Annotated in this window: 14 protein-coding genes, 1 tRNA gene and 1 pseudogene; 9 read left to right on the forward strand and 7 right to left on the reverse strand. The window is 69.7% G+C overall.

What is annotated here, in order from left to right:
• Window positions 1–28: 28 nt before the first annotated feature.
• Window positions 29–802, reverse strand: coding sequence for a prephenate dehydrogenase (locus Hrr1229_RS15685; RefSeq protein WP_123112015.1), 774 nt, complete (start codon window positions 800–802; stop codon window positions 29–31).
• Window positions 803–890: 88 nt separating this feature from the next.
• The gene (locus Hrr1229_RS15690; RefSeq protein ID WP_123112014.1) at window positions 891–2,138 is read right to left on the reverse strand and encodes an MFS transporter; all 1,248 of its coding nucleotides are present in this window, start codon (window positions 2,136–2,138) and stop codon (window positions 891–893) included.
• A gap of 313 nt (window positions 2,139–2,451) precedes the next feature.
• Here Hrr1229_RS15690 and Hrr1229_RS15695 point away from each other — a divergent pair, with 313 nt between their 5' ends.
• A complete protein-coding gene (locus tag Hrr1229_RS15695; protein ID WP_123112013.1) occupies window positions 2,452–3,723 on the forward strand; it encodes a glycosyltransferase family 2 protein in 1,272 nt (423 codons plus the stop codon).
• An 8-nt stretch (window positions 3,724–3,731) separates the two neighbouring features.
• On the opposite strand, the gene Hrr1229_RS15700 is transcribed toward Hrr1229_RS15695, so the two are convergent.
• Together Hrr1229_RS15700 and Hrr1229_RS15705 are read right to left on the reverse strand one after the other, a co-directional pair.
• Window positions 3,732–3,995, reverse strand: a complete 264-nt coding sequence (locus Hrr1229_RS15700; RefSeq protein ID WP_123112012.1) for a DUF2892 domain-containing protein — start codon at window positions 3,993–3,995, stop codon at window positions 3,732–3,734.
• 113 nt (window positions 3,996–4,108) lie between these two features.
• A complete protein-coding gene (locus Hrr1229_RS15705; RefSeq protein ID WP_123112011.1) occupies window positions 4,109–4,792 on the reverse strand; it encodes a thioredoxin domain-containing protein in 684 nt (227 codons plus the stop codon).
• A gap of 133 nt (window positions 4,793–4,925) precedes the next feature.
• On the opposite strand from Hrr1229_RS15705, the pseudogene Hrr1229_RS15710 reads away from it, so the two are divergent.
• Window positions 4,926–5,216 (forward strand): annotated as a pseudogene (locus Hrr1229_RS15710) (DUF5779 family protein); the annotation flags it as partial.
• A gap of 127 nt (window positions 5,217–5,343) precedes the next feature.
• On the forward strand, window positions 5,344–6,318 hold the full coding sequence (locus Hrr1229_RS15715; RefSeq protein WP_123112009.1) for an NDP-sugar synthase: 975 nt from the start codon (window positions 5,344–5,346) through the stop codon (window positions 6,316–6,318).
• 146 nt (window positions 6,319–6,464) lie between these two features.
• Here the strand turns inward: Hrr1229_RS15715 and Hrr1229_RS15720 are convergent, their stop codons facing one another.
• Both Hrr1229_RS15720 and Hrr1229_RS15725 read right to left on the reverse strand, forming a co-directional pair.
• Window positions 6,465–6,677 (reverse strand): hypothetical protein, encoded by a 213-nt coding sequence (locus Hrr1229_RS15720; protein ID WP_123112008.1) that lies wholly within the window; start codon window positions 6,675–6,677, stop codon window positions 6,465–6,467.
• A 103-nt stretch (window positions 6,678–6,780) separates the two neighbouring features.
• Window positions 6,781–8,244, reverse strand: coding sequence for a DHH family phosphoesterase (locus Hrr1229_RS15725; RefSeq protein ID WP_123112007.1), 1,464 nt, complete (start codon window positions 8,242–8,244; stop codon window positions 6,781–6,783).
• 148 nt (window positions 8,245–8,392) lie between these two features.
• Between Hrr1229_RS15725 and Hrr1229_RS15730 the strand changes: the two genes are divergently transcribed.
• Window positions 8,393–8,466 (forward strand) — tRNA-Lys (locus Hrr1229_RS15730).
• Between the two features lie 119 nt (window positions 8,467–8,585).
• Here Hrr1229_RS15730 and Hrr1229_RS15735 read toward each other — a convergent pair.
• Complete coding sequence (locus Hrr1229_RS15735) at window positions 8,586–9,002, reverse strand: thiol-disulfide oxidoreductase DCC family protein (RefSeq protein ID WP_123112006.1); 417 nt, start codon at window positions 9,000–9,002, stop codon at window positions 8,586–8,588.
• A gap of 162 nt (window positions 9,003–9,164) precedes the next feature.
• On the opposite strand from Hrr1229_RS15735, the gene Hrr1229_RS15740 reads away from it, so the two are divergent.
• The 5 genes from Hrr1229_RS15740 (at window position 9,165) to Hrr1229_RS15760 (ending at window position 16,269) form a co-directional block, all read left to right on the forward strand.
• The gene (locus Hrr1229_RS15740; RefSeq protein WP_123112005.1) at window positions 9,165–10,814 is read left to right on the forward strand and encodes an HTTM domain-containing protein; all 1,650 of its coding nucleotides are present in this window, start codon (window positions 9,165–9,167) and stop codon (window positions 10,812–10,814) included.
• Window positions 10,815–10,972: 158 nt separating this feature from the next.
• Window positions 10,973–13,084 carry a PAS domain S-box protein gene (locus tag Hrr1229_RS15745; protein WP_123112004.1) on the forward strand — a complete coding sequence of 704 codons (2,112 nt, stop codon included), beginning with the start codon at window positions 10,973–10,975 and terminating at the stop codon, window positions 13,082–13,084.
• A 57-nt stretch (window positions 13,085–13,141) separates the two neighbouring features.
• Window positions 13,142–13,906: a response regulator receiver protein gene (locus Hrr1229_RS15750; RefSeq protein ID WP_255212528.1), complete on the forward strand. Its 765-nt coding sequence runs from the start codon at window positions 13,142–13,144 to the stop codon at window positions 13,904–13,906.
• A gap of 101 nt (window positions 13,907–14,007) precedes the next feature.
• Complete coding sequence (locus Hrr1229_RS15755) at window positions 14,008–14,748, forward strand: SDR family oxidoreductase (RefSeq protein ID WP_123112002.1); 741 nt, start codon at window positions 14,008–14,010, stop codon at window positions 14,746–14,748.
• Window positions 14,749–14,970: 222 nt separating this feature from the next.
• Entirely contained in the window at window positions 14,971–16,269 is a 1,299-nt protein-coding gene (locus Hrr1229_RS15760) for an MFS transporter (RefSeq protein ID WP_123112001.1), read from the forward strand.
• Window positions 16,270–16,272: the final 3 nt, after the last annotated feature.

Below are 16,272 nucleotides of genomic sequence, written 5' to 3' on the forward strand. Positions count from 1 at the left end.
GAAATTGCTGTTACCGTGGTCGATCGGCTCACTCGTGTCGCTCTCGTCCCTCGCGGTCGCCGCGGGCCGCCTCGTACAGGTCGGCGAACGCCTCCGGGTCGGCGTCGGCGATCTCGCGGGCCGCGGCGGCCACGTCGTCGGCGCCGTCGAAGGCGCGCTGGATCTCGGCGTACACCCCGGGCGCGCCCTCGGTGACGGTGTCGGCGACATCGTCGAGCGCGGCCGAGACCGGGGTGTGGAACTCCTCGCGCACGTCGTCGCCCGCCAGCCGCCACGCGAGGACCGCCGCGTGCGCGCCGGCCTGCACCGTCTCCATCGCCCGGTCGTGCTCGGCGGGCGTCGTCTCGAACACGTCGTTGCCGCCGGCCTCGATCGCGGCCGCGATCCCCTCGACGACGGAGCCGCCCTCGTCGACCACGCAGGCGACGTTGCCCGGGACGCGCGGCGGCGCGAACAGCGGGTGGAAGCTCGCGCGTTCGAGGTCCGGCGCGTGCTCGCGCATCGCCGCGACCGCCTCGGTCATCTCGCCGGAGACGTCGAGGACCGCCCGCACCGCCCGGGGCGCGTACGCCTCGACCGCCGCGGGGACCGCCGACATCGGCACCGCGAGACACACCGCGTCGTGGGTCGTGTCGCCGTCGGCCGGGACCGCCGTCGCGTCGCGCGAGGCGGCGGCGTCGCGGGCGACCTCGGGGTCGCGGTCGGCGAAGGCGACCGCCGCGTCCACCGGCGACTCGTCGGCCGACACCGTGTCGGCGATCCACCGGCCGATCTCGCCCGCGCCCACGACGAGTAGGTCCATCGGTTGCCCGGACGGAGGGCGCGCGAGGCTTAAAAAGGCTCGACTCGGTCGCCGGTCCGGGGCCGCCCGCACCGTTCTGGGGCGAGCGCTACTCCGAGGCCGACCGCTCGGCGTCTCCGCGGAGCCCGAGGAGGCCATCGCCCGGGGCGAGGGCCCGGACGGCCGGGAACAGCGCCAGCGCGATCGCGAGCTCCAGCCCGCCGACCGCGAGGAACGCCGGCGTGTACCCGAACGCCTCGGTGGCGCCGCCGCCGACGAGGAAGCCGGCGAGGAAGCCGAGCGAGCCGAACACGTTGAACAGCCCCATCGCCGCGCCGCGGGCCTCGGGCTCGACGAGGTCGGTGACGAGCGCCATCGTCGCCGGCGCCATCAGCGCGCCGCAGACCCCGACGAGGGCCATCAGGCCGGCGGCGACGGGGTAGACCGGCGCGAGGCCGACGCCGACCGTGACGACCCCGTACGCGATCGACCCGACCACGACGGGGAGGAAGCGGCCCACCCGGTCGGAGAGCGACCCGAACGGCGACTGGAGCAGCGCGAACGGGACGAAGAAGAGCGCGAGCGTCGCGCCCGCGCCGGCGGCCGAGAGGCCGAAGGTCTCCGGGTCCTGAAAGTAGTAGACGCCGACTAAGGCGAAGAAGCCGGCCGTGAGTCGGTCGACGAACCCGAACGCCAGCGGGACGAGGAGCCCGCGGGTCGTCCGCGCTTGCGCGAGCACGTCGCGGAACCGGGCGTCGTCGCCGTCGCCCTCCGCGCTCGCCCTTCCGACTGCCCGGTCGTCGACGGCCGCCGCGAGCAGCCCCGCGCCCGCCAGCACCGCGGCCCCGGCGTACACCGGGTAGAACGTGTCGACGTCGGCGAGCGCCCCGCCGACCACGGACCCGAGGGCCGCGCCCAGCCCGATCGCCGTCCCGGCGGCGCCCATGTTACGCCCGTTGCCGCCGCGTAAGTCCATCAGCGACGTGATCGCGAGCGAGAACGCGCCGATCGTGAGCGCCCCGCCGACGACGCGGACCACGAGCGCCGCCCGGAAGCCGAGGCCGAGGCCCGGCACCGCCGCCAGCGCGACGTACGAGGCCGCGCCGCCGAGGGCGCCGGCGACGATCAGCGGGACCCGCCGCCCGAGGGCGTCGCTGGCGGCCCCCCAGACGACCGCGAAGGAGACGAACGCGCCGAACTCCGCGACGAGGAACCACATCCCGGCGTCGATGCCGGCCGGCGCGCCGAGCGCGACCACCAGGTCCGGCACGCCGGGGTAGAGGAGCACCTGCGAGACGAGCACCGCGAGCACGACGGCGCCGAGCAGCCGCCGTTCTCCGCGGTCGTCGTCGCTCATTTGCTTATAAAACGGGCCGAACGGGCAAAAGAACGACGCTCCGTGGGGAGGGCCGTGCCCGCGGCGAACCGCCCGTCTGGTCCCGTCGAAACGGTCGGCGGGGGCGCCGACGCCCTCCCGCCGCGCCTCGGGACTTTTTAAGCACCACGTTGAAGTAATCACCAGACCAACCGGTTTCCACCGACGACTGACGGCCGCGGGCGGCGGGACCCGCCCGCACAGTGAACTCGGCCGAAACTGATGACTGAAGGGACCAACGAATGAGATCGGAACGGAGCGCAAGCGACGCAACAGTCGGAGTTGAGCGCGGTCGATGATCGAACCGCTCGCCGCGACAGCCGTCGCGCTCGTGTTCTGGGTGACGCTCCTGTTGTACGGCTTCTCCTCGTTCTGGTGGCTGCTCGAAGTGACGGTCCTCGCGTACGGCTGGCGGGCCGACGACGAGAGCGAGATCGGCCTGGATAACATCCAAGTGCGTATTCTGACGTACAACTCGCCGTCGACCGTGCAAGTGACCGTGAACTCAGTCCCCGAGGGAGTGGCCGAGACGAAGGTGATAGCCGAGGCGGAGATGGACATCGACGGCGCCGACGTCCACGTCGTCCCCGACGAGTTCGAGAGCCAGGCGCAGAAGAAAGGCCGAGCCATCGAGTGGGCCCGTCGGCACGTCGCCTGCGAGCAGGAGTACATCCTGTACCTCGACGAGGACAGCATCATGGTCAACTTCGAGGGACTGCCGGCCGCCGACCTCGTCCAGATCACGGAACACCCGCTCCGGACCGGGTCCTGGCTGGTCTACCTCTGTGAGGTGTTTCGGGTCGGCTACCAGCGCGAACAGCGCGCCTTCCACCGCATGGCGTATCCCCTCTACGCGTGGGGCGGCGCCGTCGCCGTCCGGACCGAACTCGAGGACGAGGTCACGTGGGACGTCCCGACGATCACCGAGGACACAACGTACATCTGGCGGGCCGCCAAACACGTTAACCGCAAGGGCGGACGGTTCGACTACCGCCTGCTGAACAGACGGTTTCGGAACCAGGCCCCGCCCTCGATCCGGGAGATGTTCAACCAGCGACGGCGGTGGATGTCTGGGACGCTCCGGGACATGTACCGGCTCCCGCGGCGGTACCTCCCGCTCCAAGCCGCGCGAATTATCACCTGGACGCTGTCGCCCGTGATCCCGCTGTTGTCCGTGCTGGCGTTCCTCTATCCCGAACTGGTCCCGCAACACGGCCTCTATCAGATCGCCTCCGTCGGCCTGTTCAGTATGCTGTTCGTGTATATGACGGCGGGGCTGATCGAGTACCGCAAGTACCCCGAGCAGTGGCCCGTCTACCTCGCGTTGACACCGCTCGTCGTGACGCTCCACGCCGTCGGAGCGTTCTGGGGCATGCTCCGGCCGGCGAAGGACTTCAAGATAACCGAGAAGACGCCGGGGCGTGTCGGCGTGGAGACGCTCACGGAACTGAATCCCGACCTAGATGAGGAAATCATGGCGCCTAACGAAGAGACCGCGGAGCCCGGAAAAGAGACCGCGGCGTCCGACGGGGAGTCAGACGCCGCGGCGGCGTCGGCCAACGACTGAACGATCGGCTACCCCCATGTGCTCCCGCCGGCGTACTCGTCCTCGCATCGACAGGTGTCGATACCGAGCGCGGCGTAGACCCCGCAGGTGCCCGTGACGGCACCGGCTCCGAGAATCAAGACGAGGACCGCCAGCCCGCCCGTAACGGCCAGCGTGAGCGGCTCTCGGGGCATCGAGTAGTAGAGCCAGAGGGCGACTGCCGCCGCGATCGGCGCCAGCACCCCCCGTGCGATCCGGTCGCGACGGCCGACGTTCTGCTTTCTCCCAGCCATGTCACTAACGATACGTGTCCGATAAATAAATAGGTTACAATCGCGCGTTACACCGGTACCCGGACGCTCGCGCAGCGCCGCTCGCCTTCGACGCCGCTTACGACGCCGCCAGCCTACAGCGCCGAGTCGATCGCCGCCGAGATCGCCGCCGCGTCGTACCCCTCGACCGCCTCGCCGTCCACGAAGATCGTCGGCGTCCCCTGAACGCCTATCGACTGCCCCTCGCTCCGGTCGCTCATCGACGCCTCCTCGTAGGCCGCGAACTGCGCGTCGGCGATGGCGGCGCACGGGTCCGCGCCGGCGGCCTCCGCGGCCGCACCGATCGCCTCTCCGCTGTAGCTCCCCTGCGACTCGTAGGCCGCCGTGGCGAACTCGAAGAACGCCTCGGAGCCGTTCCGGGCGCCGACGCCGCGGGCCGCGCTGGCGACGGGGACCGCCCAGGTCTCGTTGACCGGGATCGGGAAGTCCCAGTGCTCGTAGCGCACCTCGCCGGGGTCGATGTACTCAGCGCGGACCGTCGGGAAGTGGTCCAGCTTGTAGGAGGCGCAGTGGCCGCAGGTGAAGTCCTCGAACGCCTTGACGACGACGTCCGCGTCCGGGTCGCCGATGACGGGCCGGTAGTCGAGGGCCGGGTCGGCGGGCTCCGAGAGGTCGCAGTCGTACGCGCCCGTGTCGAGCGTGTCGCTGCCCTCACTCCCCCCGCCGTTGCCGCCGCCTCCGCCGCCGAGACACCCCGCCGCGCCGACGACGCCGACCGACGCCGCGCCCGCGATCAGAGACCGCCGCGTGCGTTCCATACTCGCCGTTCGGACCGGATCGCACTTAACCGCTCCGCGACGGCCGCGGGGGCCCGCGCCGGAGAGGGGTGGCTCGCGTCCGAACGTTTGTTCGCGTCCGAACGTTTTTGCCGGCGCCTCGCGACCCTGTGGTATGAGCGACTGGGACCTCGACCTGCGCGACGCCGAAGAGCAGATGGACGAGGCGTTCGCGGCCGGCGGCGACGTCGTCCTCGGCGTCCTCGACGGGACGACCGACCCGGAGGAGTGGGTCCGCAGCGTCGACTACGGCAACACGCTGGTGCTGTCCATCGAGGGCGACCTCAACGAGCTCGCCGCCGGCTTCGCCCGCGAGGTGAAGGACATGGGCGGCGAGCTGATGCATTTCCGCGGGTTCCTCGTGGTCAGTCCGCCGGGCGCGAGCATCGACACCGATCGGCTGAGCGGGTGACCGCCGCGTCGACCGCCAACGCTCCGCGTCGACCGCTAACGCTCCGCGTCGATTTCGGGCCGCGTTTTTGACCGTTGACACGAGCAAAAGAGGTTTGTCACCGGAGTGAGACGGGGGGTGTATGAAAGCCGTAGTACTCGCAGGGGGTTACGCGACCAGACTCTGGCCGATCACCGAGCACCGTCCGAAGATGTTCCTGCCGGTCGGCGAGAACACCGTCATCGACGAGATCTTCGAGGACTTCGAGGCCGACGACCGCGTCGACGAGGTGTTCGTCTCGACCAACGAGCGCTTCGCCGACACGTTCGACGAGTACCTCACCGACAGCCCGTTCGAGAAGCCCACCCTCTCGGTCGAGGAGACCGTCGAGGAGGACGAGAAGTTCGGCGTCGTGGGGGCGCTCGAACAGCTCGTCGACCGCGAGGAGGTCGACGACGACCTCATCGTCGTCGCCGGCGACAACATGATCAGCTTCGACCTGGCCGACTTCACCGACTTCTTCGAGTCGAAGGGGACGCCGACGTTGGCCGCCTACGACGTGGGCGACCGCGAGCGCGCGAAGTCGTACGGGCTCGTCCAGCTGGACGGCGACGAGGTGATCGACTTCCAGGAGAAGCCCGAGAACCCCCAGTCGACGCTCGTCTCCATCGCCTGCTACGCGTTCCCCGCCGAGACGCTCCCGAAGCTCACGACGTACCTGGAGGACGACAACAACCCGGACGAGCCGGGGTGGTTCCTCCAGTGGCTCCAGGAGCGCGGCGCGGTCCACGCGTTCACCTTCGACGGCGCGTGGTTCGACATCGGCACCGCCGACAGCTACCTCGACGCGGTCGAATACGCGCTCGAAGGCGGCACGCTTGTCGCCGACGACGCGACCGTCGAGGGCTCCGACCTCGGCGACGTGGTCCACGTCATGTCGGGCGCGACCGTCACCGACTCGACGCTCGACCGCTCCGTCGTCTTCCCGGACGGGACGATCACCGACTCCGAGATCCGAAACTCCGTGATCGACACAGGCGCCACCCTGGAAGGGGTCGACCTCTCCGGCGCGCTGATCGGCTCGTACACCTCGATCACCGAGGGCGACGACTTCTGACGGGCGACGACTTCTGACGGGCGAGGGCTCCTGACGGCCGACGGTTTTTAAGAAGGGCGGCCGGGTTAAGCGGAGGCGGCCGTGAACGGTCTCGCGTCGCTCGCGGCCCGACTCCGCGACGTTTCGCGCTACTCACCGGCCGTTGGCTACTCGCCCGCCGAGCTCCCGGCCTGTCCGTGCGTGTGGTGATAACAGTCGAGCGCCGGGTCGTCACCGTCGTTCGCGGGGTCGAAACACACCCGCTGATACCGCTGGTTGTCGAGCAGGTTGACGACGAACCCGTCCGCGTGACGGGACACCGACTCGTAGGGGTCGCCGCAGGCGGGACAGGTCGCGGGCGGGTCCTCCGGGACGTGCATGGTGATCGCGCCGTGCGCGTGTCGCTGGTCAGGGCCGAACGAGTAAAACGGATCCGGGGGTCGGGGGCGGCCGCCTCGTCGCCGTCCGCCGTACCTCGTGGCGCTACGACCCGTTCCCGCCGTCGCCGCCGCCCTCGACGCCGAGCGCGTCGAACAGCTTCCGGCGGACGGCCTCCTCGGTGAGATGCAAGAGGGTGTCGCGGTTCTCGCCGCTCGCCTCGATGCCGGTGAAGATGCCGAGCGGGATCGACAGCGAGCCCTGCGTGGAGTGGCCGGCGGCGTCGCCCATCTCGGAGAACGCCTCGTCGAGGACGTTGCCGATGTTCAGCCGGATATCCTTCGAGCGCGCGGCGAGGTAGATGGTGTCGTCGGCGATGCCCAGGACGGCGGTCGTCGTGATCCCCTCCAAGTTGAGCAGGTGTTGGGCCGCCTGCGCGAGCGCTTCGCGGTCCCGGATGAAGCCGGCCGTCGAGAAGAGGTGGCTCCCCTGCACCTCGCGGTTCTGGATCGCCTCCGCGAGGACGTCCAGCGTCTCGGGGCTCATCGACGGCGACTCCACCTGTTCGAGCGTGTCGTGGTTCGCGAACGGGTGGAGGTACGCGGCCGCCGTCAGGTCCGCGGGCGTCGTGTCCCGCTTGAAGTCGAGCGTCTCGGCGCGGATCCCGTATAAGAGAGCGGTCGCGACCGCCTCGGTCGGCGACTGATCGAACTCCTGAAGGTACTTCGTGAGGATCGTCGACGTCGAGGAGACGTTGGTCCGCACGTCGACGAACCGGGCGTCGAACGGGACCTCCGCCTCGAGGTGGTCGAGGTAGATGTCAATATCGGCGTCGAAGTCGAAGCCGTCGTCGGCCGATTTCGCGAGGTCGACCGCGGCGACCGTCTGATACTCGGGGAGGTCGGGCGCGTCCGACCGCGCCACGAGGTCGATCCCGAGGAGGTTGACGAACGCCCGGTTCTCCTGGTGGCCCACGTCGCCGGAGTAGAGGATGTCGGCCTCGACGCCGAACGCGTCCGCGATCGCTTGTAGGGCGGTCGCCGACGCGATCGAGTCGGGCTCCGGGTTGTCGTGGGTCAAGATCGCCATCCGGCCGCCGCCCTCCTCGATGATCTCCGCGAGCTGGCGGGCCATGTACTCCAGCTCGCCGGTCTCGAGCGACTGGAGAGCGCTGTCGGCGATCACCGTGGAGGGGTTGATCACCACGTCGGCGCCGCGCTCGCGGAGCTCGTCCTCGCTGACGGGGTCGGAGGCGCGGACGACGACGTAGTGGTCGCCGCCGACGTCGCGGATCGCCGAAACGGCCGCCTTGTTCGCCTCCACGTCGCTGGAGAGGATCAACACGATGTCCCGGTCGTCCAGGGCCTCGACGACGTCGGGCTCGGCGATGTCCTGTACCCGGGCGTTGAGGTCTTGGTCGCGGAGCGCCTCGACGCGACTCTCGTCGCGGTCGAGGATGAGCACGTCCTTGCCGCGATCCGTCAGCTCCTCTGCGACGGCGTGTCCGACGCTGCCACAGCCCAGGATCGCGTACCGCGTCCGTGCCGATCCGGATGCCCCACTACTCATTACCCGTGAATTCCGCGGGACGCCACTTAACGAGTGCGCTCTCCGTGTGGGAGGGGCGAACAGGGCACACTTCCGCGGGGCGAGAGGGCGGCTTCGTGCGCCGTCGAATGAAAAGGCCTTTTACGTCGACAGCGGTAGAATTCGGTGAGGGCCGGTAGCTCAGTTAGGGAGAGCGACGGACTCTTAATCCGTCGGTCGCGTGTTCAAATCGCGCCCGGCCCGTTTCTTCGAGCAGTGTTTCGCGACGAGCGAACCGCTCTCTTGTGGACCCGATACCGAGTTAGCTCGGTAGCCGCTGATTTATGTATACGTGACCGGGCGGCACTTATAAACGACCCCGCTCACTCCAAGAACCGCGACTCGACATCTCCGGACGGCATCATACACTGGTCCTTCTTGCCAAACCACCGGTATCGGTTGTCGGCGACGAAGTCGTAGATCCGGTCACGGACCGATCGGGGAAGGTAGCGGAACGGGGAGAGGAGCCGATAGGCACCGCCGAGCCCCGTCGCGATCTGGATGATCGCCGACGACTTCACGTAGCTCTCGCCGTCTTCGATCAGGACGACCGACTCCAGTTCGTCGCTCGGCAGGTCGTGCTCGGCCAGCAGCGCCTGTCCGGCGTCGGACTGGAGGGAGGCGAAGCGGTACTTGCCCTCCTCGTCGCGGGGGAGGACGAACTGCACGAACCCGCTACAGAGGTTACAGACGCCGTCGAAGAGGATGACCGACTCGTCGTCGGGGGGATCCGTGGGCATCGCGTGGCTGAAGTACGGACCCGCCGCAGTTCATGCTTCCGGTCGGGGGACCCGAGTCCCGCTTCGATCGGCAGACGGAGGACCGTCGAACGCGGAAGCCGGTCTACACCAAGCTTATGCCATTCGGGGGGTGATGCTGTCGAACGACGGGGTCACGAAAGTATGGATCAAAAGCCCTCCGACGGCAGTACCCGATCGCGACTCTCGAGCGCCATCGACCGCTTTTCGGCGGCGTTGGCCGCGCGAGTCGCGATCGATCTGCGCGCGCTCGCGGCCTTCCGGATCGGGCTCGGCGCGCTGTTGATAGCCGACCTCGCGCTGCGCTCGCGCTCGCTGACCGCCTTCTACACAGACGACGGCGTGCTCCCACGCAGTGCGTTCCTCTCGGACTACTCGGCGAGCCACTCGCTGCACGCGTTCGTCGGCGAGCCGTGGGCCGTGGCGCTGCTGTTCGTCGTCGCGGGCGCGTTCGCGCTCGCGCTGCTCGTCGGGTACCGGACGCGACTCGTCACGGCCGTCTCGTGGGTGCTGCTGCTCTCGTTGCACGCTCGGAACCCGATGCTGTTGAACTCGGGAGACAGCCTGCTGCGCATGCTGCTCTTCTGGAGCTTCTTCCTCCCGCTCGGCGCACGGTGGTCGGTCGACGCCGTCAGGCGAGCGGACGCGCCGGAAGACGATACCGACCCCGGAATTGCGGGTTCGATCGGGCCCGCCGTGGCGACCGTCGCCGGGTTGGCGCTCCTGTTGCAGATGCTCGTGATGTACCTGACCAACGCCGTCCACAAGTACGAGGGCGACCTCTGGATGAGCGGCGAGGCGGTCGTCTACGTCATGCAGGCCGACCACTTCACCTACCTCCTCGGCAACCACATCGCCGAGTTCCCCGGCCTGCTGCGCGCGCTCACCGTCCTGTGGCTCGTGCTCCTGTTCGCGTCGCCGCTGTTGCTCCTGCTCACCGGGATCCCGCGCGCCGCGGTCGCCTCGCTGTTCGTCGGCATGCACCTCGGGATGCTGGTCACGATGCCGATCGGTCTCTTTCCGGTCGTCGTCGTCGTCGGTTTCATTCCGTTCTTCCAGACGCCCGTCTGGGACGCCGCCGAGCGCGCCGTCGCTCGTCTGGGCCCGTCGACGCGGATCGCGCGCTGGCGTGCCGGGCTCGAATCCCGGACGAGGGCGCTCCTCTCGCTCGGCGCGTCGCTCCCCTCGCTCGGTGCGTCACTCCCTCGACCGACCGCGTCGGAGCGCCTCGCCGGCCTGCGGGACGCGGACCTCTCGGCGGGCCTCGCGCGCGGACGCGTCCTCTTCTCGACAGTGCTGCCGTACGTCTTCCTCGTCCTAGTCGTCCTCTCGAGCGCGCAGGCGGTCGACTACACCGAGGTTCCCGAGCCCGGCGAGGACGTCTTAGACGCCGTCGAGATGGACCAGTCCTGGCGGATGTTCGCGCCCGATCCCACCCACACGACGCGATGGTTCGTCGTCTCCGGAACCCTCGAAAACGGGACCGAACGGGACGTGTTCCGAGACGCGGCGGTACGTTTCGAACGACCGCCGCGTGCGGAGACCACCTATCCGAGCGCGCGCTGGCGGAAGTACCTCACCAACGTCTACTCGACCGACAACGAGAACCACCGCTCGTACCTCGCGAACTACCTCTGTGCGGAGTGGAACCGCACCCACGAGACGGGCGTCGAGAACGTGACCGTCTACCAGCTGTACGAGCGAACCGACCCCTACAACGGGACCGTCGAGGCCGAGGGACAGTTCGAGATGATCGAGTACGACTGCTCGGGCGAGTTCGTCCAGAACGAGTGAGGTCGGACCGTCTCGACGGGCGCGGAGGCGATCGCTCGCGTCCGTCCGCCATCGGCAATCCCCCACGTCACCGCGATTGGCGGCCAGAGAGGGCGCTGCGATGCCGGTTCTGATAATTTGGGTTATAGACTTTTATTCTCCACCGCAGTCGCTCGGGTATGGAGCCTCGAACGGAATCAGTTCGGACGGTCGTTCACGTCGGCCCCGCCGGGGACCGGGTCCGGGAAGCGGCCGCGAAATCGACGGTCGTCGACGGACCGGACCGCGTCGTCACCGTCGATCCCGAGGCTATCGGAGACGCCTCGCCGGATCCGGCCGACGTACGGCTGATCGTCTGCGAGCTGACGCCGGCGTCGGGGGTCGATTCCCTCGTCGCGATCCGCGAGGCGGTGCCCGGCGTCCCGTCGCTCGCGGTCGTGGCCGACGACGCCGCTGTTGACGACGCGCTCGCGGCCGGAGCGACCGACGTGCTGGTCCGCCGGGACGGCGTCGACGAGCCGACGCTGCTCGCTCGACGGATAGACACGGTCGCGACCACGCCGACGCGGCCGCCGCTCGCCGCCGAGCCGACCGAACGCCTCCTCGATGCGATCGACGACGCGTTCTACACCCTCGACACGGACGGCGCGCTCAGGCGGTGGAACGACAGCCTCGGAGAGATCACGGGGTACGGCGACGACGAGCTGGAGGGGAAGCACGCGCTGGAGCTCTTCGCCGGCGCCGACAGAGACCGGATCGCAGACGCCATCGAGACCGTGCTGGAGACCGGCACGGCAACCGTCGAGGCGGAGCTGATCGCGAAGGACGGCGGGGCGACTCCGATCGAGTTCACGGGCGCCCTCGTGACCGACGCCGACGGGACGCCGCGGGGCATCGTCGGCATCGGTCGGAACGTGACCGATCGCCGGGAACGCGAGGACCAGCTGTTGCGACTCCGACAGGCCGTCGAGACGGTCGTCGAAAGCGCGCCCCTGACGCTGTTCGAGGTCGAGCCCGACGGGACGGTCTCGACGGTCCGCGGCGAGACCCTGTCGCGTCGGCTCCGCCGTCGGGTCACCCCAGGAGACGACGTCGCGGAGGTCTTCGGCGACCAACCGCGGGTTCGCAGCGCCGTCGACGCCGCGTTCGCGGGCGAGTCCGCACACGAGCTCGTCGACCTGGCCGACGCGACGCTCGAAACGTGGCTCCAGCCGTCACTGGACGAGACCGGCGCCGTCAGTCGCGTGATCGGCCTGACCCTCGACGTGACGGAGCGGGAGGAGCGAGCCGGCATGCTCGATCAGATCCAAGCGAACGCCGGCGAGGTCATCTGGATGTCCACTCCGAGCAAGGAATCGATGGACTTCGTTACCGATTCGTACGAGACCGTCTGGGGGCGCTCACCCGAGACGCTCGACGAGAACGCGACCTCGTTCGTCGAGGCGGTCCATCCCGACGACCGCGAGCGGGTCGAGGCGGCGGTGGCCGAGCAGCGCGAGGACCCGGACGCGTACGAGGAGACGTATCGGGTGATCCGACCGGACGGCGAGGTCCGGTGGGTCCACGACCAGTCGTCCGGCGTCTACGAGGGCGGTGAGCTGACGCGTATCGTCGGCATCGCGACGGACGTCACGGTCCGGAAACGCCGCGAGCGGGAGCTCCGGTTGAAGAACCGCGCCATCGAGACCGCGCCGGTCGGGATCGCGATCCACGAGGCGACCGGACCGAGGAGTCCGATAACGTACGTGAACGAGGCGTTCGAAGCGACCACGGGATACGAGCCCGACTCGATCGCCGGCGAGGGCCTCTCGGAGCTCGTCGGCGACGCCACGGACGGGGATCGCATACGGGAGCTCGAGACGGCGCTCGAGGCGGGCGAGCACCGGTCGCGCACCGCCGTGCTCCACCGCGCTGACGGGACGCCCTTCTGGGGCCGGATCGCCGTCGCTCCCGTCGTCGAGACGGACGGCGACGTGACGCACGCGGTCACGTTCGTCCAGGACGTGACCGAGTCGAAGGAGCACGAGCAGTCGATCGAACGGCACCTGGCCGAGTTCGGCGAAGTGCTCGCGGAGGACCTCGGGGTCCCGCTGCGGGAGGCGAGGGGACACCTGGACGCGGCGATCGACGACGGAGCGGACGAGGAGCTCCGACGGGCGACGCGATCGATCGAGACCGCGATCTCGCTCGTCGACGACCTCGCGACCGTCCACTCGTTCTCGGTCGAACCGCGACATCTCTCGGAGTCGATGCGGGAGTCGCTGCCGGGGTCCACCGCGGGGGACGAGTGAGATGACCGACCGCCGAGTTCGCTCGGCCGGTCGATCGCCGGTCGGTGGGTGATCCGCGTGGAGCTCCCGGCGTCGGCGATCGTCGTCTGCGAGTCGAACCGGACGAGGGCGGACCTCTACGGGCTCTGGCTCGACGACCGCGAGGTCCGGCAGGCGCTGACGCGGTCGCAGTTCGTCGAGGCGTTCGACGCCGGTATCGCGGTCGTCGTGTTGGAGCACTCGTTCGGCGACGAGGGGGCGGAGTCGATACTCGATCGAGTCGGATCGCGGGCGCCTCACTGCCGCGTGGTCGGGGTCCGAGACCGGTCGACCGCGACGCCGGAACCGAGATACGACCGCGAGATCGAACGGCCGGTGTTCGAGGCGGAACTCGCCGAGTCCGTCGAGGCGCTGTTCAACCGCGCGAACTATCACCTGCTGCTCGACCTGTACTACCGGACCACGGTCGTGATCTCGACGTACGAGTGGCGGGCCGACGGCGACCCGTCGGACGACGAGCGGTACGGGCGGCTCCGCGACCGGGCCGATCGCATTCAGGGCTATTTAAACGGGCTCCGGCCGCGGATGAGCGACGAGGACGTCCGCGCCGTCGCACGGGGGATCACGATCGCCGACGCCGCCGCCGTCGACGCCGACGCGACCATCGAGAGCAAGTACCGGCCCGACGGCTGCTCGCGGTGCGGACAGGACTGGAGCGAACCGATAGACGGCGGCGATTCGGCCGCGCGGCTGGCGGCGTACGTGTGGCGCTGCGTCAACTGCGGGCACGTCGACATGCGCGCGGACCCGAACCACCGACACGTCAGCTCGTTCAGGCGCTGAGCCGGTGGAGGCCGCCGATCCGGCGGTCGGCGGGCCGGCGACCCACCCCCGAGTTCACCGCGACGCGACCTTTTATCAGCGATGTCGCCGACGGCGTACCCATGGTGACACTCGACGACGCGACGGTGCTGGTGACCGGCGCGAGCTCCGGGATCGGCGAGGCGACGGCGCACGCGCTGGCGGCGCGCGGCGCGAGCGTCGCGCTGCTGGCCCGCCGCCGGGACGCGCTGGAGTCGCTGGCGGCGGAGCTGGAGGCCGACCACGACGCGAGCGCGCTGGTCGTCGACGGCGACGTGCGCGACCGGGCGACGAGCGAGGCGGCGGTCGAGGCGGTGATCGACCGGTTCGGCGGGCTCGACGCCGTCGTCTCGAACGCGGGGATCGGCCGCGGCAGCGACGTGGCGACGATGACGGACGAGGAGTACTTCGCGATGCAGGAGACGAACGTCGACGGGACCTTCTTCCTCACGCGCGAGGCGCTCCCGCACTTAAAAAAGAGCGAGGGGACGCTCGTCGTGGTCGGGAGCTTCGCGGGCCAGTACCCGCGCTCGTTCAACCCGGTGTACGCCGCGACGAAGTGGTGGGTGCGCGGCTTCGCGCACAGCGTCGCGGCGCAGGTCGGCGACGAGGGCGTCGCCGTCTCGGTCGTGAACCCCTCCGAGGTCCGCACCGAGTTCGGCAGCGAGGACGGCGAGCCGTTCGAGGAGCGGTTCGAGCCCGGGACGGTGACCGAGCCAGAGGAGGTCGCCGAGGCGATCGCGTTCGCGGTCACGCGCGAGGGGTCGTCCGCGCAGGAGATCGACCTCTTCCGCCGGGACAAGTTCACCGATACGCTGTCGTAGGACCCCGAACGTCACTCGGTGGGAGACTCGATCGGCGCGCCGCAGTCGGGACAGACGTCGTCCCCCCGCGTGACCGCGAGGTCGCACTCGGGACAGAACCGACGGTCGCAGGCGGGGTCGCCCATGGCCGAGAGACGGAGCGCGCCTCACATAACTCCGGCGGCGGTCGCGCCGCGCCTTTCGAACCGAAATTCCTTTTAAAACGCTGCGCGCCGATCCGGTGTGAGCAACGCGGACGCGGCGAACGGGGCGATCCGATCGCAGTTCTGGGCGCTCTACCTCACGCGGTTCGCCGAGGGGTTCGGCTTCATCACGCTGTTGACGCTGCTGCCGACGTACATCAACACGCTGGACCCGCAGGCGACGACGGTGCTCGGCGTCACGATATCGGCCGGCTTCGTCATCGGGATGTACACCACCGGGTTCACCCTCGCGCAGACGGTCGCCGTGGTCCCGCTCGCGTGGGCCGGCGACCGGTTCGACAAGCGGCTCGTGCTGCTCGGCGTCCTCGGCGTCGGCGCGGGCGTGTACGCGCTGTTCCCGCTCGTCGACTCCTCCGTCACGTTCATCCTCGTCCGCGCGCTGCAGGGGCTCGTCGTCACCGGCGCCGGGCTGATGACGCTCTCGCTGGTCGGCCAGATCGCCGACGTCGGTACGCGGGCCGGCAAGATCGGGAAGGCGAACGCCGCGTCCTTCGCGGCCTCGATCCTCGGGTCGCTCGGGGCGGGTGCGGTGTACGACGCGGTCGGGTTCGGGCCGGTGTTCGCCGTCATCGCGGCGCTAATGGTGATCGCGTGGGCGGTCACGTGGGGGTTCCTCGACTCGGACCCGACGCGGGTCGAGGGGTTCCCGTTCACCGATCTCGCGGTCAACCGCAAGATCGTCACGATCTCGACGTTCCGCGCGCAGTACGCGTTCGCCGTGACGATGGTGCGGACGTGGGTCCCGATCTACGCCGGCACGGAGCTGGCCGCGGGCGGGCTCGCGGTCGGCGCGACCGCGGTCGCGGTCACCGTCACCGCCGAGAAGGCGACGAACATGGTCGGCCAGCTGTTCACCGGCCGGCTCTCGGACGCCTACGGCCGCTCGCTGTTCGTCTTCGCCGGCGGGGGCGCCTACGGCCTCGTCGCGGTCTGTATCCCGTTCGCACCGGCCGCGGGCGCGCTCGTCGGCGCCGACGTGACCGCCCCCCTGCTCGGCGCGCTGCCGCCCGCGTACCTGCCGCTCGTGGCCCTCTCCGGGCTGCTCGGCGTCGCCGACTCCTTCCGCGAGCCGGCGAGCATGGCGCTGTTCGCCGACGAGGGGACCGACGACGGGGGCGTCGCCTCCAGCTTCGGGATCCGCGAGCTCGTCTGGCGCCCCGGCTCGGTGGCCGGCCCGCTGATCGCCGGGTGGCTGATGGTCGAGGTGAGCATGGCGTCCGTCTTCTACGTCGGCGGCGCGTTCGCGGTCACCGGCGTGCTCGCCTTCCTCGCCGTCCTCGCGTATGACCACGGCAGGACGGCGCTGACGACGTGGTGAGGT

The sequence above is a fragment of the Halorubrum sp. CBA1229 genome, from assembly GCF_003721435.2.
In the GTDB taxonomy this organism is placed as follows: Archaea; Halobacteriota; Halobacteria; order Halobacteriales; family Haloferacaceae; genus Halorubrum.